We start from the raw sequence: 20,745 nt of genomic DNA on the forward strand, positions 1-20,745 counted from the left end.
GTACACGAGCACCCCTTGCCGGCAGGCGGCCACGTCGTTGCCCAGCTGCCCCCGCACCTCCAGGGCGAGCACGCTGTCGGGCCCCGTGCGGACCACCGCGAGCTTGGTGCCCCGTCCGAGTCCGAAGGGCTGCGGCCCCGCGGCCCCCGTCGTCGGCACCCCCGGCCCCGCCGCCAGCGGTTCCAGGGTAAGCCGGAGGGGCCCGGCGTCCTGCACGCACCGCACCTGCCGCGGATTCAGCCAACCCAGCTTCCACTTGTGCCAGGCGAAGAGGTCGGGGGCGAGTCCGAACTGGCTGCCCATCAGGTCCCAGTCGCCGACGTGCGTGTCCCAGTCGCCCTTGCCGTCCGCGGGCCGGTGGTACAGGTCGGGCAGATCGAACACGTGCCCGGTCTCGTGGGCGAGAACGAGCCGGTCCGGCGGATGCTGTTCGAACACCGTGACGATCCGGCGCAGATCGGTGCCGTCGGCCCGCAGCGGGCTCGTCAGGTTCACCACCTTGGTCGCGTCGGAGTCCACGCCCGGCGCATCCGGGTCGGCGACGAAGTACACGACGTCGTAGCGCGAGAAGTCCACCCGCGGGTCGGCCACGGAGAGCGCGTCACGCAGGTAAGCGGCCCGGTGCTCGGACTTCCAGTCGCGCCGTATGGCGTACGCGGTGGACGGCTCCGGCATCCGGATCCAGTGCCGCAGCGCGTGCGGGCGCAGGGTGAAGCGACCGTAGGACGCGCGTTCGAAGAAGCGGGTGGTGGCCGGGAAGTGGTCCGCGGTCAGCTCCTGCGGCGTGGTCAGCGGGTGGGCGTCGGGGAAGGACAGGAAGACCATGACCGCGTTCAGGGACCGGGCCGGGCGCGGATAGGCGGCGTTCCAGGTGTCCAGGCCCTCCGAGTGGTGGGCGTCGGTCCGGGTCAGGGCGCAAGGCACGGCGGAGTCGGGCCCGGCCACCGAGGGGCCGGCACCGAGGGAGGTGGCGGCGAGCGCGGACATGGTGGTGAACACGGCCGCGGTACTGCGCAGTCGGGCGCGCGGGAACGGACGCGGCACGGGTACCTCCGGGTACGGTTCGCGGGACACCGCACCCAGCCTGTGATGATTTGTCTTACTGCGTCCTATTTGCCTGCACCGGTCGGGTGAAGGGGTCGAAAAATCGCGGAAGCTGACACCCCCGAAGCACTCACAGAACGTCACAACTGGTCGGGGGCCTGAAGAAGCCGTCCAGGTGCGTGCAGAAACGATCTGGCAGAAGCGCCGGTTGGCCCGCAAGACTGGACACCGGCTGGAAGGCACTGGGGCCAGCCTCTATGATCGGCACACTTTCCTGACCTTTCCTGCACGGACAGAGATCGAATACATGCGGGAGCGAGCGGTGAGCGGAACCTCCGAAGGGCCGGCGCCCGCGGCAGACCTGGACCGGCCGGTCGTCACAGAGAGTGAGATCGACACGTCTCCCCGTACCGAGCCCCCAGCCCGGCAGCCCTACCGTTCCGTCTTCACGGCCGCCCCGCTCGCCATGGCCGTCGTGGACCGCGAGGGCAAGGTCGTCAGCGCGAACGACGCGCTCGCCGCGCTGCTCGGCGGCAGCCCGGACGGGCTGGCCGGATCCGTCGCCGCCGACCTGGTCGACCTCACCTCCGACGCCCGCACCTGGCACGCCTACCGCGAGGTGCTGCGCGGACGGCAGTCCCGGCTGCGCTGCACGCGCCGGCTCAAGCACCCGGACGGGCACTCGCTGTGGGTGCAGGTGACGGTCGCCCCACTATCGGCCGAGGACGGGGTGCTGCTGTCGGTCGCCGACATCAGCGCCCGCCGGGAACTCCAGGCCCGGCTGCGGCACTTGCAGATGCACGACCCGGTGACCCGGCTGCCCAACCGCACCCTGTTCTTCGAACGGCTGTCGGCCGCGCTGGAGGCGGAGTCCTACGAGCAGAGCGGCACGGGCCGGATCGGGCTGTGCTACCTGGACCTGGACGGCTTCAAGGCCATCAACGACACCCTCGGCCACCGCGTCGGGGACCGGCTGCTGGCCTCCGTTGCCGAGCGCCTCACGCGCTGCGCGGACGAGGCCGGCCACGCGCGGACCAGCATCCCGCTGGTGGCCCGGCTGGGCGGTGACGAGTTCGCACTGCTCGTCGAGGACTCCACCGGCACCGAACAGCTGGCCGACCTGGCCGAGTCGGCGCTGCGGGCGGTCCAGGACCCGTTCGACATCGACGGCCGGCGGCTGTCGGTCTCGGCGTCGATCGGTGTCGTGGAGCGGCACGCGGCCGGCACCACCCCCACCGCGCTGATGCAGGCCGCCGACACGACGCTGTACTGGGCGAAGGCCGACGGCAAGGCCCGCTGGACGCTGTTCGACCCGGAGCGCAACGCCCACCGCATGACCCGCCAGGCCCTCGCCTCCACGCTCCGGCCGGCCATCGACCGGGGCGAGTTCCGGCTGGAGTACCAGCCGCTGGTCGGCATGGAGGACGACCGGCTGCACGGGGTCGAGGCCCTTATCCGCTGGAACCATCCCCAGTTCGGCGTACTGACGCCGAATCGGTTCATCGGACTCGCGGAGGAGGACGGTTCGATCGTCCCGCTGGGCCGCTGGGTGCTCCGTACGGCGTGCGGGCAGGCCCGCCGGTGGCAGCTGGACCACCCGGGCGAGCCGCCGATCTTCGTCAGCGTGAACGTGGCCGTGCGGCAGGTGTGGGACTCGGACCTGGTGGCGGACGTGGCCGAGACGCTGGCCGAGACCGGGCTCGCCCCCCACCTGCTCCAGCTGGAGCTGACCGAATCGGCCGTGATGGGTTCGGCGGGGCGCCCGCTGCAGGCCCTGAAGGCCCTCAGCGACATGGGCGTGCGGATCGCCATCGACGACTTCGGCACGGGCTATTCGAACCTGGCCTACCTGAGCCGGTTGCCGGTGTCGGTGCTGAAGCTGGACGGGTCCTTCGTACGCGGTTTCCAGTACGACGACCGGGAGGCGGCCGCCCGTGCCAACCCGGCCGACGAGGTGGTCGTCGAGGCGATGATCCAGCTCGCGCACCGGCTCGGGCTGACCGTCACGGCCGAGTGCGTGGAGACCTCGGCGCAGGCGACGCGGCTGCGGAGCATCGGCTGCGACACCGGACAGGGCTGGCTGTACTCCCGCCCGGTGTCGCCGGACCGGATCTCCGAGCTGCTGGGCACGCCGGACGTTCAGGCGGGCGTCGGCAACCCGTAGGCGTCGGCGATGAGTTCGTAGGAGCGCAGACGGACGTCTCCGCCGTGCGCGTTGGCCGTGATCATCAGCTCGTCGGCGCCGGTGCGCTTGGCGAGGCCGTCGAGGCCCGAGCGGACCTCGTCGGGGGTGCCGTGGATGACGTTGGCGTTCCAGGAGTCGACGAAGTCGCGCTCCATCGGGCTGAATTCGTAGGCCTCCGCCTCCTCCGGGCTGGGCACGAGGCCGGGGCGGCCGGTGCGCAGCCGGACCATGCTGAGGGCGGCGGCCAGCACCTGCCGGCGGGCCTCCTTCTCCTCGTCGGCGGCGAGCGCGGAGACGCCGATGAGGGCGTACGGCTCGTCGAGCACGGCGGAGGGCTGGAAGGACTCGCGGTACAGGTCGAGCGCCGGAATCGTGTTCTGCGCCGAGAAGTGGTGGGCGAAGGCGAAGGGCAGCCCGAGGACGCCGGCGAGGCGGGCGCTGAAGCCGGAGGAGCCGAGCAGCCAGAGCGGCGGGCGGTGCGGGGACTGGACGCCGCCGGGGGACGTGGCCTGCACCGGGCCGGGGACGGCGTGGATGCGGCGGTACGGGTGCCCGTCGGGGAAGTCGTCGTCGAGGAAGCGGGTCAGCTCGGCGAGCTGCTGCGGGAAATCGTCCGCGCCCTCGTTCAGCCGTTCCGTGCGGCGCAGGGCGGCGGCCGTGGCGCCGTCCGTGCCGGGGGCGCGGCCGAGGCCGAGGTCGATCCGGCCCGGGGCCATGGCCTCCAGCGTGCCGAACTGCTCGGCGATCACGAGCGGGGCGTGATTGGGCAGCATCACACCGCCCGAGCCGAGCCGGATGCGGTCGGTGTGGGCGGCGAGGTGGGCCAGGATCACGGCCGGGGACGAGGAGGCCACGCCCGGCATGGAGTGGTGCTCGGCGACCCAGTACCGGTGGAAGCCGCGGTTCTCCGCGAGGCGGACCAGGTCGACGCTGGTGCGCAGGGCGTCGGAGGCGGTGCGGCCGGCCCCCACGGTGACCAGGTCCAGTACGGAGAGGGGGACGGGGGCGCTGCCCTGTGCCGCGCCGCGTATCTCGTCGCCGCGTGTCTCGTCTGCCGCCACGGTGGGGTGCCTCCTGCTGTGTGCCGGTGCTGTTCGTTCCGGCTCTAACAGGGGACTGTCTCCGGTTATTCCCGGCCCTTGCGCGGGGGCCCTCAGGCAGCCTCCCGGCCACTGCGCCCGGGGCCGTCAGGCGGCCTGCTCCCAGTCGTCGCGGGTGGTGTCCTGCGGGGGCGTCCCGTCGCACTTCTCGCGGGCCCGCAGGACGGTCCACGCGAGGGCGGCCAGGCAGGCGAACCACCAGGGCAGCGGCCACACGGCACCCCACCAGGGAAGGTGGGGGTGAAGGAAGGCGTCCGCGGCAGCCGAGGCCATGGCCGCGGCCAGGCTCCAGCACAGCAGGCGCCCGGCCAACCGGACAACGCTTGCAGCGGATCTGAACGGACCCGATTCGCCCATCGGAGAGTCCTTCACGGCACGACTGGCTGCGGACGTGGTCAGTGTGCACGCGATGGACAGCAGGTGGGGAACGCGCTTTCGGTCAACCCGTGTGTCGCCTGATGCGGCGGAGTTGAGCATTCCTCAGCACTGACCGGGGAGTTGGAGCACGTATGCCCCACTGTGCACCGAAGAAGAGGCGGGACCGATTCCGGCCCGCATGGAGGACGCGTTCGAGGGCACGGCACGGCGGCGGGCGTCGCCTTCGCCCTCGCCGCCTATGCCGTACTGCGCGTGCTGCGGTGGCGCCGGGCGAGGGCGGAGCGTCCTTGAACGGGAGCCCGACCGGCCTGCCCGGCTTCGCCTCGCCGCCCGCGACAGGGGCCGCGGAGGGCGAGGACCGAGCCGGAGACCTCACACCTGGACGATCGGCTCCCGCGTGAAGAGCGCCCCCAGTTCCGGTGCGTTCACCCGGCGGTCCGCCAGGCGCAGGCCCTCCCAGACCGTGACCTGGTTGGCGGTGAGGATCGGCTTGCCGAGTTCCTTCTCCAGGGCCGGGATGTGGGCCGCCGTGTGCAGGGCCGTGTCGGGGAGGAGGAGCGCCTCCGCGTCGGGGTGGTCGGAGTCGCGGGCCAGGGTGAGGAGTTCGGCCTCGCCCCAGGTGCCGACCTCGGCGGCCGTGATGATGCCGGAGCTGTTGACCGACACGACCTCGATGTCGGCCGCGCGCAGGAACTCGGCGAAGAGCTGCGCCACGTCCTCCGGGTACGTCGCTCCGATCGCGACCCTGCGCACCCCCAGCTCCCGCACCGCGTGCGCGAACGCGAAGGACGTGGAGGAGGCGGGCATGCCGGCCGTCTGGGCCAGGGCGCGGACCTGCTCCTGCGCGCCGTCCCAGCCGTAGACGAAGCTGCCGCTGGTGCAGGCCCACACCACCGCGTCCGCACCGGCGTGCCGCAGTTCCTGGACGCCCGCGGCGAGCCGGCCGGCGGAGCCCATCTCGAGCAGCGCGTCCACCCGGTGCGCGTCCTCACCGATGTCGGTGTGCACCAGGTCCACCCGGATGTCGCTGCCCAGCAACTGCTCGATGCGCGGATAGTCGTCCTCGGCGGAGTGGCCCGGGTAGAGAAATCCCAGTGCTGTCATGTCCAGCCTTCCTGCTGCTGCTCTTCTTCCGGCAGTACGGGACCGGGGTCCGCCCCCGGCGCTGCGGGACCGGAACGCGCCGCCGGATTGATCAGCGCTTGGTACGGCCCCACCGCACGGGTACCCAGTCGGCGCAGTGCCGCCCACATCGTCACTTGGTTGGCCGAGATCACGGGGATGCGCAGCTCGGCCTCCAGCTGGGGGATCACGTCGTACGTGGGCAGGTTGGTGCAGCTGATGAACAGCGCGTCGGCGTCACCGCGGACGGCCTGCCGGGCCATGTCCACCACCTCCCGGTAGGGGACCTTCCAGATGTGCCGGGTCAGCCCCATGAAGGCGCAGCCGGAGATCGTGACGCCGGCCTGGGCGACGTAGGCCTCCAGCGACCGCGTCACCGAGACCGTGTACGGCGTCACCAGCGCCACCCGGCGCACGTCCAGCTCCACCAGGGCCTCCAGCAGTGCGCCGGAGGTGGTGATCGCCGGTACGGCTCCGGCCCGGCTCATCGCCTCGCACATCGCCCGCTCGCCCATCATGCCGCCGACGAAGCTGCCCGAGGTGCAGGCGTAGGCCACGACCTCGGGGGAGATCGCGGTGAGCGTGCGGACCGCCTCACTCAGCGTCTCGTGCTCGCTGACCAGTCGGGCCAGGTCGAGACTCACCTCGACCGGCACGAACGGTGTGCGGGTCACATGGAGCGAGACATCGTCCGGCACCCAGCGCCACAGCTCGCGGTCGAGTGCGAAGTCGAACGGGGCGACGACGCCGACCCCGCGCTGCGGGCTGGGCCCGCCGAGAAATGAGACGTCCATGGCAGGCACCGGCCTCACGCTGGGCAACTAGTGTGCAACGGATCGTGGGAACGCCCGTGTTGACGACGGTAGGTTCGGGTGCGAGCGTGGTCAATCCGCCCGGATCACTCCCTGGTCAACACCGGGTTAACTCGTCGTCACCGGCACGCGCGCGAAGGCGGGCCGGCCCCGCCGAACGGCTGGAGAATCGGCTGCTCATGCCCACCCCCACCCTCCTCGTCCTGGACGCCGAACCCCTCCCACGCCTCGGCCGCCTCACCGGCCGCGCCCGCATCGAACACACGGACGCGGCGGGGCTCGCCGAGCGCCTCCCGCGCGCGGATGTACTCCTGGTGTGGGACTTCACCTCGCGCGCCGTGCGGGACGCCTGGCCCGGCGAGGGTCCGCGGCCACGCTGGGTGCACACGGCGAGCGCCGGGGTGGACCATCTGATGTGTCCGGAACTCGCCGCTTCCGACACGGTGGTGACGAACGCGCGCGGCATCTTCGACCAGCCGATCGCGGAGTACGTCGCCGCGCTCGTGCTGGCGATGGCCAAGGACCTGCCGAGGACGCTGGAGTTGCAGCGGGAGCGGACCTGGCGGCACCGCGAGTCGCTGAAGATCGCCGGGAGCCGGGCCGTGGTGGTCGGGTCGGGGCCGATCGGCCGGGCGATCGCGCGCACCCTGGGGGCGCTGGACATCACGACCGCGCTGGTGGGCCGCGCCGCGCGCTCCGGCGTGCACGGCCCGGAGGACCTGGACCGGCTGCTGGCCCGCGCGGACTGGGTGATCGCGGCGGCGCCGCTCACGGACGAGACGCACGGGATGTTCGACGCCCGCCGCTTCGGTCTGATGCAGCCGTCGGCCCGGTTCGTCAACATCGGCCGCGGCCAGCTCGTCGTCGAGGACGCGCTCGCCGAGGCCCTGGCCAAGCGCTGGATCGCGGGCGCCGCCCTGGACGTCTTCGAGGCCGAACCACTGCCCGCCGAGAGCCCGTTGTGGCAGGCCCCGGGCCTGATCGTGTCCCCGCACATGAGCGGCGACACCATCGGCTGGCGTGACGAACTCGGTTCCCAGTTCGTGGAGTTGTACGACCAGTGGGCGACCGGGGAGCCGTTGAAGAACGTGGTCGACAAGCAGCGTGGGTACGTACCTGGTCACTGACGTTCCTGGGAGGGTGGATGACCGAGCTCACCGAGCTGACCGCCGTACGGCTCCTCGAGGGGTACCGCAAGGGCGAGTGGGGTCCCGTGGAGGCGACACGGGCGGCGCTGGAGCGGGCCGAGGTGATCCAGCCGGAGGTGAACGCCTTCGTCCGGCTGACCGCCGAAGAGGCTCTGGAGCAGGCCCGGGAGTCCGAGGAGCGATGGCGGCGCGGTGAGCCACGGGGCCTGCTCGACGGGGTGCCGGTCACCGTCAAGGACATCCTGCTGCAGCGCGGGGCGCCGACCCTGCGCGGGTCGAAGGCCGTGGATCCGGCGGGGCGGTGGGACGAGGACGCGCCGTCGGTGGCCCGGCTGCGCGAGCACGGGGCGGTCTTCATCGGCAAGACGACGACCCCCGAGTTCGGCTGGAAGGGCGTGACGGACTCACCGCTCAGCGGGATCACCCGCAATCCGTGCGATCCCTCGCGCACCGCGGGCGGGTCGAGCGGCGGCAGCGCGGCGGCCGTGGCGCTCGGCGCGGGACCGCTGTCGCTGGGCACGGACGGCGGCGGCAGCGTCCGTATCCCGGCCTCGTTCTGCGGGATCTTCGCGCTGAAGCCGACGTACGGGCGCGTGCCGCTCTACCCCGCGAGCGCCTTCGGCACGCTGGCGCACGTCGGGCCGATGACCCGGGACGCGGCCGACGCGGCGCTGATGATGGACGTGATCGGGCATCCGGACTCGCGCGACTGGTCGGCGCTGTCCGCCCCGGCCGGCCCCTACACCGACGCTCTGGCGGGCGGGGTGCGCGGGCTGCGGGTGGCGTACTCGCCGTCGCTGGGCGGGCAGGTGGCGGTGCGGCCGGCGGTCGCGAGGGCGGTGCGGCGGGCGGTGGAGCGGCTGGCGGAGCTCGGCGCGTACGTCACGGAGACCGACCCGGACCTGACCGACCCGGTGGAGGCCTTCCACACCCTGTGGTTCAGCGGGGCGGCCCGGGTGACCCAGCACCTGGGCCCGCACCAGCGGGAGTTGCTCGACCCGGGTCTGCGGGAGATCTGCGCGCGGGGCGCCCGCTACTCGGCGCTGGAGTATCTGGCCGCGGTGGACGTGCGGATGGACCTGGGCCGCCGGATGGGCCGCTTCCACGACACCTACGACCTGCTCGTCACGCCGACCATGCCGCTCACGGCGTTCGAGGCGGGCGCCGAGGTGCCGAAGGGATCCGGCCATCGGCGGTGGACGGGCTGGACCCCGTTCACCTACCCGTTCAACATGACGCAGCAGCCCGCTGCGAGCGTGCCGGTCGGCACCGACGCGGACGGTCTGCCGATCGGGCTGCAGCTCGTGGCCGCCCGGCACCGGGACGATCTGGTGCTGCGGGCGGCCCACGCGCTGTTCGAGGCCCGGGTGGCGTCCGCCGGCCGGCCTACGCCCTCCGGAAGCTGAGCGACTCCCCCGCCGCTCCCGACCTCCACAGGTCGTTGCACGCCTCGGCCATGGTCTCCAGGCCGTCGACGACCTGGCCCCAGACGATGCCGGGGACCCAGCCGACATCGCCGTTCAGCAGCAGGTTGTTGCGCTCGTAGAACAGGGCCAGGTCGACGAGCGTGGTCCCGGCGCGGACCTCGCGGTCGTAGCCGTAGGCCTTGGTCCCCAACTCCGCCCCGGCGAAGGTGAAATAGCACAGGTCGCCGGGGATGGGGGTGATGGTCGGGTTTTCCAGTGGTGGCTCGGTTTGGGCGAAAGGTGGGAAAAGGGCGTAGATCTCATTGCGTGCGTACTTCGCGTGGTAGACGTCACCGGCCAGCGGAAGGGAATCCCAGACGGCCGCGCAGGTGATCGGGGCGCGGTCGTCCAGCAGCCTGGCCGTGCAGGTCACGTCACGCTTGACCAGCGAGACTTCGATGTAGCGATCAGCCATGCCCTCCATGGGAGTGCCCACCGCCGCCCGGGTCAAGAGCGCACGGGGTAAGTGCGGGGCTTGAAAAGACCGGAATAACTCGGATGCGGTCGGGTAGCCGCGCGCCCATGGCTCCACCACAGAGAAGCCCTCACAGAAGCACACTGCGAAGTCCCGAACCCATATCCGGGCCCGCCTCCGGGCCCACCCGCCGGTCGCTGCTCGCGGGGGTCGCGGCGCTCGGCGCGCTGGGCGCCGCCGGATGCAGCAGGGTCGCCACCGCGTCCGACGTCAAGGGCGGTGACCTGCTCGACCGGCTCCGTGCGGCGGGCGTCGTCCGCCTCGGCATCGCCGGCGAGATCCCGTTCGGCTTCATCGACAAGAACGGCGAGCTGACCGGCGAGGCACCGGAGCTGGCCAAGGTGATCTTCAAGCGACTCGGCATCGACCGGGTGCAGCCCGTGCCGACCGAGTTCGGCTCGCTCATCCCGGGCCTGAACTCCCAGCAGTTCGACGTCGTGGCCGCCGGGATGTACGTCAACCCCGAGCGCTGCGAGCAGGTCATCTTCGCCGACCCCGACTACCAGATGCTCGACTCGTTCATCGTGCGCAAGGGCAACCCGAAGGGGCTGCACAGCTACAAGGACGTCGTCGCGAAGAAGGCGAAGTTCGCCACCGGGACCGGCTACGCCGAGATCCAGTACGCCGTCGAGGCGGGGTACAAGGAGAGCGAGATCCTGATCGTCCCGGACCAGGTCGCGGGCCTGAACGCCGTCGAGGCGGGGCGTGTGGACGTGTTCGCCGGTACGGCGCTGACCACCCGTGAGGTGGTGAAGAAGTCGTCCAAGGCGGAGGCGACCAAGCCGTTCGCGCCGCTCGTGGACGGCAAGCCGCACGTCGACGGAGGCGCCTTCGCGTTCCGGCCGACCGAGTCGAACCTGCGCGACGCCTTCAACGTGGAGCTGCGCAAGCTCAAGAAGAGCGGCGAACTCTTCCGCATCCTGCGGCCGTTCGGTTTCACCCGGGCCGAGATGACGGACATGACCGCGAAGGAGCTCTGCGGCGGATGACCTCAGGACTCTGGGAACTCGTACTCAAGGGCGTCTGGGTCACGATCCAGCTCCTCGTCTGCAGCGCCCTGCTGGGCGCCGCGGTGTCCTTCTTCGTCGGCGTGGCGCGCACCCACCGGCTGTGGATCGTCCGCTTCCTCGCGGGCGTCTACACCGAGGTGTTCCGCGGCACTTCGGCGCTGGTGATGATCTTCTGGGTGTACTTCGTGCTGCCCATCGCCTTCGGCTGGCAGCTGGTGCCGCTGTGGGCGGGCACGCTCGCGCTCGGTCTGACCTACGGGGCGTACGGCTCCGAGATCGTGCGCGGCGCGCTGAACGCGGTGGATCCGGCGCAGAAGGAGGGCGGCATCGCGCTCAGCTTCACGCCCTGGCAGCGGCTGCGGCTGATCCTGCTGCCGCAGGCCGTGCCGGAGATGATCCCGCCGTTCTCCAACCTGCTGGTCGAACTGCTCAAGGGCACCGCCCTGGTGTCCATCATGGGCATGGGTGACCTGGCGTTCAGCGGCAACCTGGTGCGCCTGGCGCTCCAGGAGAGCGCGGAGATCTACACGATCGTGCTGCTGATCTACTTCGTGATCGCCTTCGTCCTGACCCGCGGCATGCGCGGCCTGGAGCGCAAGCTCAAGACCGGCACCGGCAAGACGGTCGGGAGCACGCCCGACCAGGAGCTGGACCGTCCGCAGACCACCGGTGTGGGAGGTGCTGTCGCATGAAGTGGGACTGGAGCGCAGTCAGCGGCTTCCTGCCGCACCTCTGGGACGGTCTGCTGGTCACCCTGCAGATCCTGGCCCTCGGTTCGCTGATCTCGTTCGTGCTGGGCCTGGTGTGGGCGCTGCTGATGCGGGTGCCCTCGCGCTGGGTGACCTGGCCGGTCGGCGTGGTCACGGAGTTCGTTCGCAACACCCCGCTGCTGGTACAGCTGTTCTTCCTCTTCTACGTGCTGCCCGAGTGGGGCCTGACCTTCTCGGCGCTGACCACCGGTGTCTTCGCGATCGGGCTGCACTACTCGACGTACACGATGCAGGTCTACCGGGCCGGTATCGAGGCCGTGCCGGTCGGCCAGTGGGAGGCGGCGACGGCGCTGAACCTGCCGCTGCACCGGACGTGGTCCGCGGTGATCCTGCCGCAGGCCGTGCGCCGGGTCGTCCCCGCGCTCGGGAACTACGTCATCTCCATGCTCAAGGACACGCCGATGGTCATGGCGATCACGGTGCTGGAGATGCTCGGCCAGGCGCGCCTGTACTCGCAGGAGCACTTCCAGTTCACCGAGCCGCTGACGGTGATCGGCGTGGCCTTCATCGTCATTTCCTACCTGGCCTCCCTTGCCCTGCGAGCCCTGGAGCGACGCCTTGCCCACTGACACTCTCCCCAATCCCGGGACCGATCCCGAGAAGAACCCCGCCCCGAGCACCGGCGAGCTGATCCGGCTGGAGCAGGTCACCAAGCGGTTCGGGAGCAACACGGTCCTGGACCACCTGGACTTCTCGGTCGACGCCGGCAAGCACGTCACCCTGATCGGGCCGTCCGGATCCGGCAAGACGACGATCCTGCGGCTGCTGATGACCCTGCTCAAGCCCGACGAGGGCACGATCACGGTCGACGGGCAGCAGCTGTTCCCGGCCTCCGACAAGCAGGTCCGCGAGGTCCGCAAGAAGATCGGGATGGTCTTCCAGCAGTTCAACCTGTTCCCGAACATGACGGTGCTGCGGAACATCACCGAGGCGCCGGTCACGGTCCTCGGCATGTCCAAGGACGAGGCGGTGGAGCGGGCCAAGGGCCTGCTCGACATGGTGGGCCTGGCCGACAAGTGCGACGCGCACCCGGCGCAGCTCTCCGGCGGCCAGCAGCAGCGGGTGGCGATCGCCCGGGCCCTGGCGATGCGGCCGCAGGTGCTGCTCCTGGACGAGGTGACCTCCGCGCTCGACCCCGAGCTGGTCGCAGGCGTCCTCGACGTCCTCAGGGACATCGCCCGCTCCACGGACATCACGATGCTCTGTGTGACCCACGAGATGAATTTCGCCCGGGACATCTCCGATCAGGTGCTGATGTTCGATTCGGGCCGGATCATCGAGTCGGGACCGCCGGAGAAGATCTTCAGCGACCCGGAGCTGGACCGGACACGGGAGTTCCTCAGCGCAGTGCTGTGACTACGGCCCGTGAGCAGGCACAACACCCGACCCCTCACGGAAGGGAGGACTGGGGCATGCCTCTGGCATATGCCAGAGTGCCATTGCCCCAGTCCGGGGCCCCGGGAATCTTGTCAACCCCCGCTTCCCGCAAGCCTTTTGCCGGTTAACCTGGAAGAGGTTCACTGACCGGATTACGGCCCTACAGCAAGCGCAGGGGGAGACCACCGTGGCGCTGAAGCACGAGCCGACCACCCCGTACCACTCGGCCCAGGAAGCCCTGCGCGTCCTGGAGACGGTGGCGCGCGGTACCAGCGGTGTCACCGACGCCGAGATAGCCCTGCACACCCGCATCGCACCGGAGCGACTGACCGCGCTCCTGCGCATGCTGCGCCGCGAGGGCTACGTGGAGCAGATCACCGACGGCGCGTACGTCACGGGCGAGACCCTGGCCCGCCTCGGCTCCGCCCAGCACCGCGAGCAGGCCCTGCGCGACAAGCTCCAGCGCACCCTCGACCGGCTGCGCGACTCGGTCGGCGCCGCCGTCTACATGAGCCGGTACGTCGACGGCGAGATCAGCATCACCCAGTACGCCGACAGCCCGTCGACGCCCGCGGTCAACGAGTGGGTCGACTTCCGCTCCTCGGCGCACGCCACCGCCATCGGCAAGAGCCTGCTCACCCAGCTCGACCACGCCGGGCGCCGCGACCACCTCGCCCGGCACAAGATGGCCCGCCTCACCTCGCGCACCATCACCAGCGACCGGCTCCTGCTCTCCCGCCTGGAGGCCCAGCCGCCGACCGTGCCCGTCCTGGACCTGCAGGAGTACGCGGTCGGCACGGTCTGCGCGGCCGTCCCGATCACGGCCGGCTCCTCCGTCGGCTGCCTCGCCCTGTCCCTCCCGCTCGAGCACGCCCACCGCCTGCGCCAGGCCGCCGACGCCCTCAACCGCCACGCGGCACCGGTACTGCTCTCCATGGCGATCTAGAGCCTTCGGCATGATCTCCTCGGCGTCGCCCCGGCCCTCGCCCGGGTGGTCCGGAGCACCCCTCGGCATTGGGTAGTATTTTCTCCGTCGCCCGCCGCGGAACACGATTCCGGCGGCAGGCGAGGGTCATGCGCCGCTAGCTCAGTTGGTTAGAGCAGCTGACTCTTAATCAGCGGGTCCGGGGTTCGAGTCCCTGGCGGCGCACGGATGAGGGGCCTCTCGTGGGAGCGAGAGGCCCCTCGGCGTTTTCGCGATCTGCATCGGTCAGCCTGCGGTACGTGCCCTCCCCCGGCCTCCGCCACCACACCGGGTCCGGGCAGCGAAGGCCCTCCCCGCGCAGCTCCGCCCGGCGGATCTTGTTCGTCGCCGTCACCGGCATCCACTCCACCACGCGCACGAACCGGGGCGCCATCTTCGTCCCCAGGTCCGGCTGGGCGAGCAGGAACTCCGCGAAGGACAGCGGGTCGAAGGTGCCGGCGAGCGTGGCCATGACCTGGTCGCCGGTGACCGGGTCCGGGACGGCGTACACGCACACCGCCTGAGCACCCTCGTAGCGGGCCAGGATGTTCTCGATCATCGCGGCCGCCAGGTTCTCCCCGTCCACGCGGAGGCGGTCGTCGGTGCGTCCGGCGAAGTAGAGGTAGCCGTCGGTGTCGCGGTAGAAGAGGTCGCCCGTCCAGTACCAGCCGTCCCTGCGGCGCTCCGCCTCCGCCGGAGGGTTGCGCCAGTAGCCCTCGAAGGGGCTGGGGCCGCGGTTGACCAGTTCGCCGATCGCCTCGTCCCCGTTGAGCAGCCGCCCCGCCTCGTCGAAGACGCCCGCCGGGCACTCCTGGCGGGTCTCCCGGTCGAGGACGACGAGCCCGGGTGCCGCCCGGCCGACCGCGCCCGGCGGGGTGCCTGGCGACCACGGGATCGCCGCCCCGCCCTCCGACGAGCCGTAGCCCTCCACCAGCCGCACCCCGAACCGCCGCTCGAAGGCCGCCGCGTCCACCGCTCCCGCCTCCGTGCCGAAGCCCAGGCGCAGGGGGGTGTCCCGGTCGTCCGCTCGCGGCGCGGTCGCGAGGACGTACTGGATCGCCCGGCCCACGTACGTGAAGTACGTCGCCCCGTACCGGCGCACGTCCGGCAGGAACCCGGACGCCGAGAAGCGGCGGCGCAGCGCCACCGTCGCACCGGTCACCAGCGCGGGGGCCCAGTCGGCGATCACCGCGTTGCCGTGGAACATCGGCATGCAGACGTAGTGGACGTCGTCCCGGGGACAAGGAGAACTGGTCCGCCAGGGAGCGCCCGGCGGCGGCCAGGCGGCCCTGGGAGCAGAGCGCGGCCTTGGGGGCGCCCGTCGAGCCGGAGGTGAAGTAGAGCAGGAAGCGGTCGCGCGGGGTGGCGCGGGTGGGGTCCGGGCGGGCACCGGCGTAGCGGGTGAGGAGCTCGGTGTACTCGGCCGTGTCCGTCACCAGCAGGGGTACTCCGGGCAGGTCCAGGCCCTCCAGCAGCGGCAGGTGGGACCGCTCGGTGATCAGGACGCGGCACTCGGTGTGGAGGATGTCGCGGGCGAGCTCGGCGCCGCGGCGGGTGGGGTTGATCCCGGCGACGGCCGCACGGGCCAGGGCCGCGGCGCCGAGCCACAGCGGGAACTCGGGGGTGTTGTCGAGCAGCACGCCGAGGTGGGGTTCGGCGGCCGGCGGGAGGAGGTCGGTGAGGAGAGCCGCGCGGGCCGCGGCGCCCGCCGCGGCCTCGTGGTGCGTCAGCGTCCGGTCCTCGCAGCGCAGGCCGGGGCGGTGGTCGCCCCAGCGGGCGGCGATGAGTTCCGCGACCGTGCTCGCCGGTGAGTCCATGGAGGCGCACGGTAGTTGACGGATCGTCAGATGTGGAGCGCTACGGCTGCAGGAAGTCACCCGCGGCGGAGAACATCGTGTACGTCACCACCATGAAGCCGGCGGCGAAGAGGATGAACGTGCCGAGGAAGGCGAGCAGGCATCCCGTGCCCGCGACGAGCTTCCCCTGCGCCGGGGGCCTGGCCGTGGCGTGCTCCGGGCGGTCCGCCGGGTAGTGCACGGTGACGATGTCGCCCTCGAGGGTCGTCCCCGGCCCGCCACGCTCCTCGAAGCGGACACCCCGGCCGTCGCGGGTGGTGAACTCGTAGACGTGGTGCAGAGTGGTGCGCACCGAGCTGTCGCCGCCCCCACTCGTCGTGGTGTACGTCCGCAGACAGCGGGCCTCGGCGGTCAGGCCGCCGCTCCAGGCGCGGCTGATCCGCACGGAGCGGCGGATCACCACGACCACGGCACAGGAAGCAACCGCGATCATGAGCGTGGGCACGATGTAGAACAAGATTTCCATGAGCTCCCCCGAGGCCCTGGCGGCCTTGGAGCGGCCGGCGTGGCAGGAACTTACCCACACCGGCCGCGGCGGTGACTCAAGAGAAGCTCAGAGGTTCGGCAGGACTCAGAACGTGACGTCCGAGCACGCGTAGAAGGCGTTGGCCGTGTCGGCGATCGTCCACACGGCCACGATGACGTGACGCCCACTCAGCCCGGTCGGCAGCCTGCCGCTGTGGGAGAGCGTGGCGGGCGGGCGCTGCCCGTTGTACGGCACGGTGAAGAACGGGGTGAGGTTGAGGTCGGACCGGGCCAGGTTGTGGTTCTGGTTCCAGCCGGGCTTGGTGACGTAGTACTTGAAGTCGGTCGTGGCGTGCATGGCCGTGAACTGCCAGCGGAACGTGTAGTTCTGCCCGCCCGTCACCTTCGTGGCGGGCCAGGCGCCGCCGGAGGGGGTGCGCGGTGCGCTGAGCTGGCTGAAGTGGCCGAGCCCGGCGTTGCATATCTGCCCGTCGGCCGGGCCGGAGCCGGGGAAGCCCTTCGGGCCCTCGACGCTCTGCGGCTCCCACTGGATCGAGCCGCAGTTGGTCACGGTGCCGTTCTGGCAGAGCTTCTGCCGGCTGATGGGGAGGTCGGTGTAGCCGTGGCCGCTGGCACCGCCGGAGGAGAGCACGAGGGCTCCGGTCGTGGCCAGTCCCACCGCGGCTGCCGACAACTTGGTCCTTGTACGCATGCTGCCGCTCCTGGAGAACGTGGGGGAAGTTCGGTGAGCTGTGCGTGTAGGTCTAGACCAAGTTCGAGATTATGGGCGGTTGTTGAACATGTCCATACCAATCACGGAGCTGTTTCGCCCCGGCCGGCACAGAACGCCACCGTCAGGTCCTTCACCAGCGCCTTGCGCTCGTAGTCGTCGAGTTCCACCAGGCCCCGCACGGTCAGCCGGGTCACCGTGTCCTCCACCGAGTCCACGACCGAGGTGAGCACGCTCGCCCGGTGCTGGGCGTCCAGCGCGGCGATCCGGCGGCGGTGCATCGCGGCGGCGACCTCGGGGGCGTACTCCACGCGCACCGGCTGCACGGAAAACACCTCCAGGCCGACCGGGGCCGCGTCCGCCGCCACCAGCCGGGTCAGCACCTCGCCCGCCGCGTCCCCGGCCCCCCTCGGCCCGCCCGGCATCTCCACCGGTACCCGCGCCAGCCCCGCCTCGACGCACTCGCGCAAGTACGCCTCGTGGTCCTCGACGCCCAGCACGGCCCGGGCGGTGTCCCGCACCCGCCACACCACCAGGACGACCACCCGCAGCGCGACCCCGTTCCCGTCGGCCGCGGGCACGGGCTCGCTGCGCCAGTGCCGCAGCCGCACGTCCACCCGGCGGCGCAGCAGCAGCGGGTTCACCCACAGCAGGCCGGAGCGCCGGACGGTCCCCCGGTAGCGGCCGAACAGGTCCAGCACCCAGGCCCGTCCGGTACGGCCCCGGGCGAGCCCGCCGAGCCCGAACAGCCCGAGCGCCCCGGCCCCGGCGTACGCCGCCCACTGCGCGAGGCCGAGCCCGGCCCCGGCGTGGACGGGCAGCCGCAGCGCCTCCACCGCGAGCGGCGGCAGCACCCCGGCCCACCAGGAGGTCGCCACGCACCCGGCCGCGCCGCAGGCTCCGGCCAATAGGCCCACCGCGCCGGGCAGCACCCGCGCGGGCCGCTCCGCCAGGTCGGGATCGACCTGCGGCACCGGGCGCCTGGGCGCGGTGAGCGCCGGGCGCCGCAGGCGCGGTTGTTCCCCCGTGCCCTGCCTGCGTCCGACGACCGCCGGCTTCAGCGGCACCGGCGCCGGGTCGGGGTCGTCGCGGAACAGCAGGTGGACGGGGATCTCGGTGGTGGCCTCGTTCTGGATGAGCCGGGCGGGCCGGACCGGTCCGTCGGCCGGTCCGTCGGGTTCGGACGGGTGGGAAGTGGTCGTACTCATGCGTGCCTCCAGCCTCCGCGCCAGATGCGTCACAACAGTGGTCGGTGAAGGACCGCCCGGACGGGCCGAGGGCGGACCGAGGGGCCTACGAGAACAGGCGCCGCCAGGTCTCCGGCCCCGGGTAGCCGTCCGCCGCGCCGCCCCGCCAGCCCTGGGTGCGCTGGAAGGCCTCGACGGCCCGCCGGTCCGCTTCGCTCCAGATCGGCCCCGGCCCCACCCGGTAGAACCTGCCGAACCCCTTCCGGACGAGTTGCTTGCCCAGCTGGGTGACATAGGCGTTGTTCGCGCCGGGCCGGAACACCGCCCGCCCCGGGTAGCCGGGAACGCCGTGGGAGGCGGGCGGCGGGCCGACCGCACCGTCCTTCACGTCCTTGCCCTTGCCGGTGACCAGCAGCTCCCAGGTGTGCGGGCCGGGCAGCCCGTCGGCCTCCGCGCCCGTCCAGCCCTGCGCCGTCTGGAACGCCCGGGTCGCCCGCCGGTCGGCGTCGGTCCAGCGCGGCCCGGGGCCCGACGCGTACGAGCCGCCGGCCCCCCGCGCGACGAGCATGCGGCCCAGCTGTGTGACGTACTTGTTGTTCGCGCCGGGGCCGAAATACGCCGCTCCCGGGTACGGCGTGGCGGCCGGGGCGCCCGGCTCGCCGCCGTCCTTGCCGGGGACCGGCTCCTCCGCGGTGACGCCCTTGTAGCGGTAGGGCACGTACCGGTCGGAGTTGTTCCAGTAGGCGTACGGCGCGGACTGCCGCCGGGTGTGTGGGCGGGTCTGCTCGTAGGCGGTGTAGGAGGTGTGCGAGGCGTCCGTCCAGCCGCCGAAAATAGTGACGTGCGAGCCTTGCTCGGGGTCGGCCGCATTGTGGAACAGCAGAATGTCACCCGGCTGGAGTTCCTCCTTGGAAATCCTCTCCCCGTACTGCGCGAGACTGCCGGTCCATTCGTTTCCGGGCAGCTTCCAGGCCATCGAGACATAGCCGGAGCAGTCCTGCCGGTAACCGTCGGACCAATAGGCGCTCATGCTGTACGGCACCTTCGCGGCGACCCAGGTCTTGGCCCGGTTGATGATCTCCGAGCGGGTGATGGCGGTGGGCTTGGGGGCGATCGAGGGCCTGGCCGGACGGCCTCCGGGGCCGTGCAGCGGGGCTGTGACGCCCTGAGGGGTATCGGGCTCGTCACCTGCGGGGATGCCCGGGCGGTGGGGTGCGTGCGGGGCGGCGGCGGCCGGAACGGCGTGGCCCGCGCCGAGTGCGGCCGAGGCCACGGCGGCCAGGGCGAGAGCCCGGTGCGCGGCCGGGTGGGCGCCGGCCCGTCCCGCCCAGGAATGCGGCAGGGCACGTCGCCAGTGGACGCAGCCGGGGCAGTCGCAGTCGCTCGCGGGGTCGATTTCCTCGAATACCGGAGACTCCATGCGATTCCCCTCACACTTCCGGCGGAAAATGCGGCGCCCGTGCACCAAAGGGCGCGCGTCGTCAGTCTCGCAACTGTCTTCCGCACGCGCATGCTGACGGTCCGAATGATGTACACGGCGGCCGTACGGGCCCCCTCCCGGGCCCGTACGGGTGGTCCGGAGCATCTCCGGGCGTCCTGTAGAGTTACGACGTCAGCAGGCGCCGCTAGCTCAGTTGGTTAGAGCAGCTGACTCTTAATCAGCGGGTCCGGGGTTCGAGTCCCTGGCGGCGCACGATGCCGGTGGCGGCTTGTGTTCGCAGACAACGCGAACACAAGCCGCCATCGTCGTTTCTGCGCGGCTTCGCCGCGCGCGGTGGGGGCTCCGCCACCCACACCCCCGTCACTCGGCATTGCACCGCCCGGCAGGCCTCTCTGGCCGGAACCCGGCACACCGCGCGATTGGCCGGATACTCTCTCGCCATGGCAGCGCGTGACCTACAGGAGCGGATCAAGAAGCTCATCATCGACCGCCGGCTGGCCTCCGGGGCCCCGCTGCCGACCGAGCCCGAGCTGATGGAGTACCTCGGCGCGAGCCGGAACTCGGTGCGCGAGGCGCTGAAGGCGCTCCAGGCGATGGGCATCGTGGAGATCCGGCACGGCTTCGGCACCTACGTCGGCCCGATGTCCCTGGCCCCGATGATCGAGGGCCTCGCCTTCCGCACGGTCGCCGGGCACTACCGGGGCGAGGACTCCCTGCTCCAGCTGCTGGAGCTGAGGGAGGCGGTGGAGACGGGGCTCGTGTCCCGGCTCGCCGGCCGGCTACCGGAAGCGGACCTCGTTGAACTGGACGCGCTCGTCGACCGTATGGAAGAGCAGGCCTCGCGCGGAGCCGGCCTCGCCGAGACCGACCGGGCCTTCCACGCCACCCTCTACCGGGGGCTGGACAACGTGCTGCTGTGCGAGGTCCTGGAGGCGTTCTGGGACGCCTTCCACCGGGTCCGCACGGACCTCGGGGGCGAGCCGCAGGACCCGAAGGTGACCTGCCTGCAGCACCGGGAGATCCTCGACGCGGTGCGGTCCGGGGACTCGATGCGGGCGGAGGAGGCCATAAGGGAGCATTTCGGCAACATTCGCGCCCGCCTGTCGACAACGGCCCCACAGGCTCCCCACACCCGTCACAATGAACGCGTTTGACCGGTAACCACCGTGTTTCGCATCTTGCGATCATGATGAACGCCGTAGAACCCTGGTTTTC

General features: G+C 71.5%; 19 protein-coding genes, 2 tRNA genes and 1 pseudogene. 11 read left to right on the forward strand and 11 right to left on the reverse strand.

All coding sequences use genetic code 11. From position 1 onward, the window contains the following. Window positions 1-1,074, reverse strand: a 1,074-nt coding sequence (locus K4G64_RS22915; RefSeq protein WP_308122465.1) for a M6 family metalloprotease domain-containing protein, incomplete at its 3' end; no start/stop codon positions are given. A 277-nt stretch (window positions 1,075-1,351) separates the two neighbouring features. Here K4G64_RS22915 and K4G64_RS22920 point away from each other — a divergent pair. Next, window positions 1,352-3,208: a bifunctional diguanylate cyclase/phosphodiesterase gene (locus K4G64_RS22920; protein ID WP_221757899.1), complete on the forward strand. Its 1,857-nt coding sequence runs from the start codon at window positions 1,352-1,354 to the stop codon at window positions 3,206-3,208. Here K4G64_RS22920 and K4G64_RS22925 read toward each other — a convergent pair. From K4G64_RS22925 to K4G64_RS22940, 4 genes are all read right to left on the reverse strand, one after another. Beyond that, complete coding sequence (locus tag K4G64_RS22925; RefSeq protein ID WP_221757900.1) at window positions 3,184-4,290, reverse strand: LLM class flavin-dependent oxidoreductase; 1,107 nt, start codon at window positions 4,288-4,290, stop codon at window positions 3,184-3,186. The two genes, K4G64_RS22920 and K4G64_RS22925, sit on opposite strands and share 25 nt — an antisense overlap. Before the next feature lie 126 nt (window positions 4,291-4,416). After that, the gene (locus tag K4G64_RS22930; protein ID WP_260460832.1) at window positions 4,417-4,641 is read right to left on the reverse strand and encodes a hypothetical protein; all 225 of its coding nucleotides are present in this window, start codon (window positions 4,639-4,641) and stop codon (window positions 4,417-4,419) included. Between the two features lie 438 nt (window positions 4,642-5,079). After that, on the reverse strand, window positions 5,080-5,811 hold the full coding sequence (locus K4G64_RS22935; protein WP_221757902.1) for a decarboxylase: 732 nt from the start codon (window positions 5,809-5,811) through the stop codon (window positions 5,080-5,082). Then, window positions 5,808-6,623, reverse strand: coding sequence for an aspartate/glutamate racemase family protein (locus tag K4G64_RS22940; RefSeq protein ID WP_221757903.1), 816 nt, complete (start codon window positions 6,621-6,623; stop codon window positions 5,808-5,810). Before K4G64_RS22940 ends, K4G64_RS22935 begins: the two co-directional genes overlap by 4 nt. Before the next feature lie 197 nt (window positions 6,624-6,820). On the opposite strand from K4G64_RS22940, the gene K4G64_RS22945 reads away from it, so the two are divergent. Both K4G64_RS22945 and K4G64_RS22950 read left to right on the forward strand, forming a co-directional pair. Continuing rightward, window positions 6,821-7,768, forward strand: coding sequence for a D-2-hydroxyacid dehydrogenase (locus K4G64_RS22945; RefSeq protein ID WP_221757904.1), 948 nt, complete (start codon window positions 6,821-6,823; stop codon window positions 7,766-7,768). A 17-nt stretch (window positions 7,769-7,785) separates the two neighbouring features. Beyond that, window positions 7,786-9,195 carry an amidase gene (locus tag K4G64_RS22950; RefSeq protein ID WP_221757905.1) on the forward strand — a complete coding sequence of 470 codons (1,410 nt, stop codon included), beginning with the start codon at window positions 7,786-7,788 and terminating at the stop codon, window positions 9,193-9,195. Here K4G64_RS22950 and K4G64_RS22955 read toward each other — a convergent pair. After that, window positions 9,176-9,670 carry a DUF3830 family protein gene (locus K4G64_RS22955; protein ID WP_184846750.1) on the reverse strand — a complete coding sequence of 165 codons (495 nt, stop codon included), beginning with the start codon at window positions 9,668-9,670 and terminating at the stop codon, window positions 9,176-9,178. The two genes, K4G64_RS22950 and K4G64_RS22955, sit on opposite strands and share 20 nt — an antisense overlap. 107 nt (window positions 9,671-9,777) lie before the next feature. Here K4G64_RS22955 and ehuB point away from each other — a divergent pair, with 107 nt between their 5' ends. The 6 genes from ehuB to K4G64_RS22985 all read left to right on the forward strand — a co-directional run bounded on the left by ehuB (window position 9,778) and on the right by K4G64_RS22985 (window position 14,037). Next, window positions 9,778-10,719 (forward strand): ectoine/hydroxyectoine ABC transporter substrate-binding protein EhuB, encoded by a 942-nt coding sequence (ehuB, locus tag K4G64_RS22960; RefSeq protein WP_374206438.1) that lies wholly within the window; start codon window positions 9,778-9,780, stop codon window positions 10,717-10,719. Continuing rightward, window positions 10,716-11,432, forward strand: coding sequence for an ectoine/hydroxyectoine ABC transporter permease subunit EhuC (gene ehuC, locus K4G64_RS22965; RefSeq protein ID WP_221757906.1), 717 nt, complete (start codon window positions 10,716-10,718; stop codon window positions 11,430-11,432). Before ehuB ends, ehuC begins: the two co-directional genes overlap by 4 nt. Next, window positions 11,429-12,079: an ectoine/hydroxyectoine ABC transporter permease subunit EhuD gene (ehuD, locus tag K4G64_RS22970; RefSeq protein ID WP_221757907.1), complete on the forward strand. Its 651-nt coding sequence runs from the start codon at window positions 11,429-11,431 to the stop codon at window positions 12,077-12,079. The genes ehuC and ehuD overlap by 4 nt, the downstream gene beginning before the upstream one ends. Beyond that, complete coding sequence (gene ehuA / locus K4G64_RS22975; protein WP_221757908.1) at window positions 12,069-12,866, forward strand: ectoine/hydroxyectoine ABC transporter ATP-binding protein EhuA; 798 nt, start codon at window positions 12,069-12,071, stop codon at window positions 12,864-12,866. The genes ehuD and ehuA overlap by 11 nt, the downstream gene beginning before the upstream one ends. A gap of 208 nt (window positions 12,867-13,074) precedes the next feature. Then, window positions 13,075-13,833 (forward strand): IclR family transcriptional regulator, encoded by a 759-nt coding sequence (locus K4G64_RS22980; protein WP_221757909.1) that lies wholly within the window; start codon window positions 13,075-13,077, stop codon window positions 13,831-13,833. Window positions 13,834-13,963: 130 nt separating this feature from the next. Further along, window positions 13,964-14,037 (forward strand) — tRNA-Lys (locus K4G64_RS22985). Here the strand turns inward: K4G64_RS22985 and K4G64_RS22990 are convergent. From K4G64_RS22990 to K4G64_RS23010, 5 genes and pseudogenes are all read right to left on the reverse strand, one after another. Beyond that, window positions 14,003-15,668, reverse strand: a pseudogene (locus tag K4G64_RS22990) (long-chain-fatty-acid--CoA ligase). The gene K4G64_RS22985 and the pseudogene K4G64_RS22990 overlap by 35 nt on opposite strands. A 40-nt stretch (window positions 15,669-15,708) precedes the next feature. Next, complete coding sequence (locus K4G64_RS22995) at window positions 15,709-16,173, reverse strand: DUF3592 domain-containing protein (RefSeq protein ID WP_221757910.1); 465 nt, start codon at window positions 16,171-16,173, stop codon at window positions 15,709-15,711. A 105-nt stretch (window positions 16,174-16,278) separates the two neighbouring features. Further along, entirely contained in the window at window positions 16,279-16,884 is a 606-nt protein-coding gene (locus K4G64_RS23000; protein WP_221757911.1) for a lytic polysaccharide monooxygenase, read from the reverse strand. Window positions 16,885-16,985: 101 nt separating this feature from the next. Next, window positions 16,986-18,110: an SPFH domain-containing protein gene (locus K4G64_RS23005; RefSeq protein ID WP_221757912.1), complete on the reverse strand. Its 1,125-nt coding sequence runs from the start codon at window positions 18,108-18,110 to the stop codon at window positions 16,986-16,988. Window positions 18,111-18,195: 85 nt separating this feature from the next. Then, complete coding sequence (locus tag K4G64_RS23010) at window positions 18,196-19,509, reverse strand: peptidoglycan-binding protein (protein ID WP_221757913.1); 1,314 nt, start codon at window positions 19,507-19,509, stop codon at window positions 18,196-18,198. A 199-nt stretch (window positions 19,510-19,708) separates the two neighbouring features. Between K4G64_RS23010 and K4G64_RS23015 the strand changes: the two genes are divergently transcribed. Beyond that, a tRNA-Lys gene (locus tag K4G64_RS23015) sits at window positions 19,709-19,782 on the forward strand. A 188-nt stretch (window positions 19,783-19,970) separates the two neighbouring features. Continuing rightward, window positions 19,971-20,684: a FadR/GntR family transcriptional regulator gene (locus K4G64_RS23020; RefSeq protein WP_221757914.1), complete on the forward strand. Its 714-nt coding sequence runs from the start codon at window positions 19,971-19,973 to the stop codon at window positions 20,682-20,684. Window positions 20,685-20,745: the final 61 nt, after the last annotated feature.

Origin of the sequence: Streptomyces sp. WAC04114 (assembly GCF_019733245.1) — a bacterium.
Taxonomy (GTDB): domain Bacteria; phylum Actinomycetota; class Actinomycetes; order Streptomycetales; family Streptomycetaceae; genus Streptomyces; species Streptomyces massasporeus_A.

What these genes read in the sequence shown, in the direction of transcription:
- K4G64_RS22920 (WP_221757899.1), top strand. Translation starts at nt 1,352, where the DNA reads ATGCGGGAGCGAGCGGTGAGCGGAACCTCCGAAGGGCCGGCGCCCGCG.
- K4G64_RS22935 (WP_221757902.1), bottom strand. Translation starts at nt 5,811, where the DNA reads ATGACAGCACTGGGATTTCTCTACCCGGGCCACTCCGCCGAGGACGAC.
- K4G64_RS22940 (WP_221757903.1), bottom strand. Translation starts at nt 6,623, where the DNA reads ATGGACGTCTCATTTCTCGGCGGGCCCAGCCCGCAGCGCGGGGTCGGC.
- K4G64_RS22945 (WP_221757904.1), top strand. Translation starts at nt 6,821, where the DNA reads ATGCCCACCCCCACCCTCCTCGTCCTGGACGCCGAACCCCTCCCACGC.
- K4G64_RS22950 (WP_221757905.1), top strand. Translation starts at nt 7,786, where the DNA reads ATGACCGAGCTCACCGAGCTGACCGCCGTACGGCTCCTCGAGGGGTAC.
- K4G64_RS22955 (WP_184846750.1), bottom strand. Translation starts at nt 9,670, where the DNA reads ATGGCTGATCGCTACATCGAAGTCTCGCTGGTCAAGCGTGACGTGACC.
- ehuB (WP_374206438.1), top strand. Translation starts at nt 9,778, where the DNA reads ATGGCTCCACCACAGAGAAGCCCTCACAGAAGCACACTGCGAAGTCCC.
- ehuC (WP_221757906.1), top strand. Translation starts at nt 10,716, where the DNA reads ATGACCTCAGGACTCTGGGAACTCGTACTCAAGGGCGTCTGGGTCACG.
- ehuD (WP_221757907.1), top strand. Translation starts at nt 11,429, where the DNA reads ATGAAGTGGGACTGGAGCGCAGTCAGCGGCTTCCTGCCGCACCTCTGG.
- K4G64_RS22995 (WP_221757910.1), bottom strand. Translation starts at nt 16,173, where the DNA reads ATGGAAATCTTGTTCTACATCGTGCCCACGCTCATGATCGCGGTTGCT.
- K4G64_RS23000 (WP_221757911.1), bottom strand. Translation starts at nt 16,884, where the DNA reads ATGCGTACAAGGACCAAGTTGTCGGCAGCCGCGGTGGGACTGGCCACG.
- K4G64_RS23005 (WP_221757912.1), bottom strand. Translation starts at nt 18,110, where the DNA reads ATGAGTACGACCACTTCCCACCCGTCCGAACCCGACGGACCGGCCGAC.
- K4G64_RS23010 (WP_221757913.1), bottom strand. Translation starts at nt 19,509, where the DNA reads ATGGAGTCTCCGGTATTCGAGGAAATCGACCCCGCGAGCGACTGCGAC.
- K4G64_RS23020 (WP_221757914.1), top strand. Translation starts at nt 19,971, where the DNA reads ATGGCAGCGCGTGACCTACAGGAGCGGATCAAGAAGCTCATCATCGAC.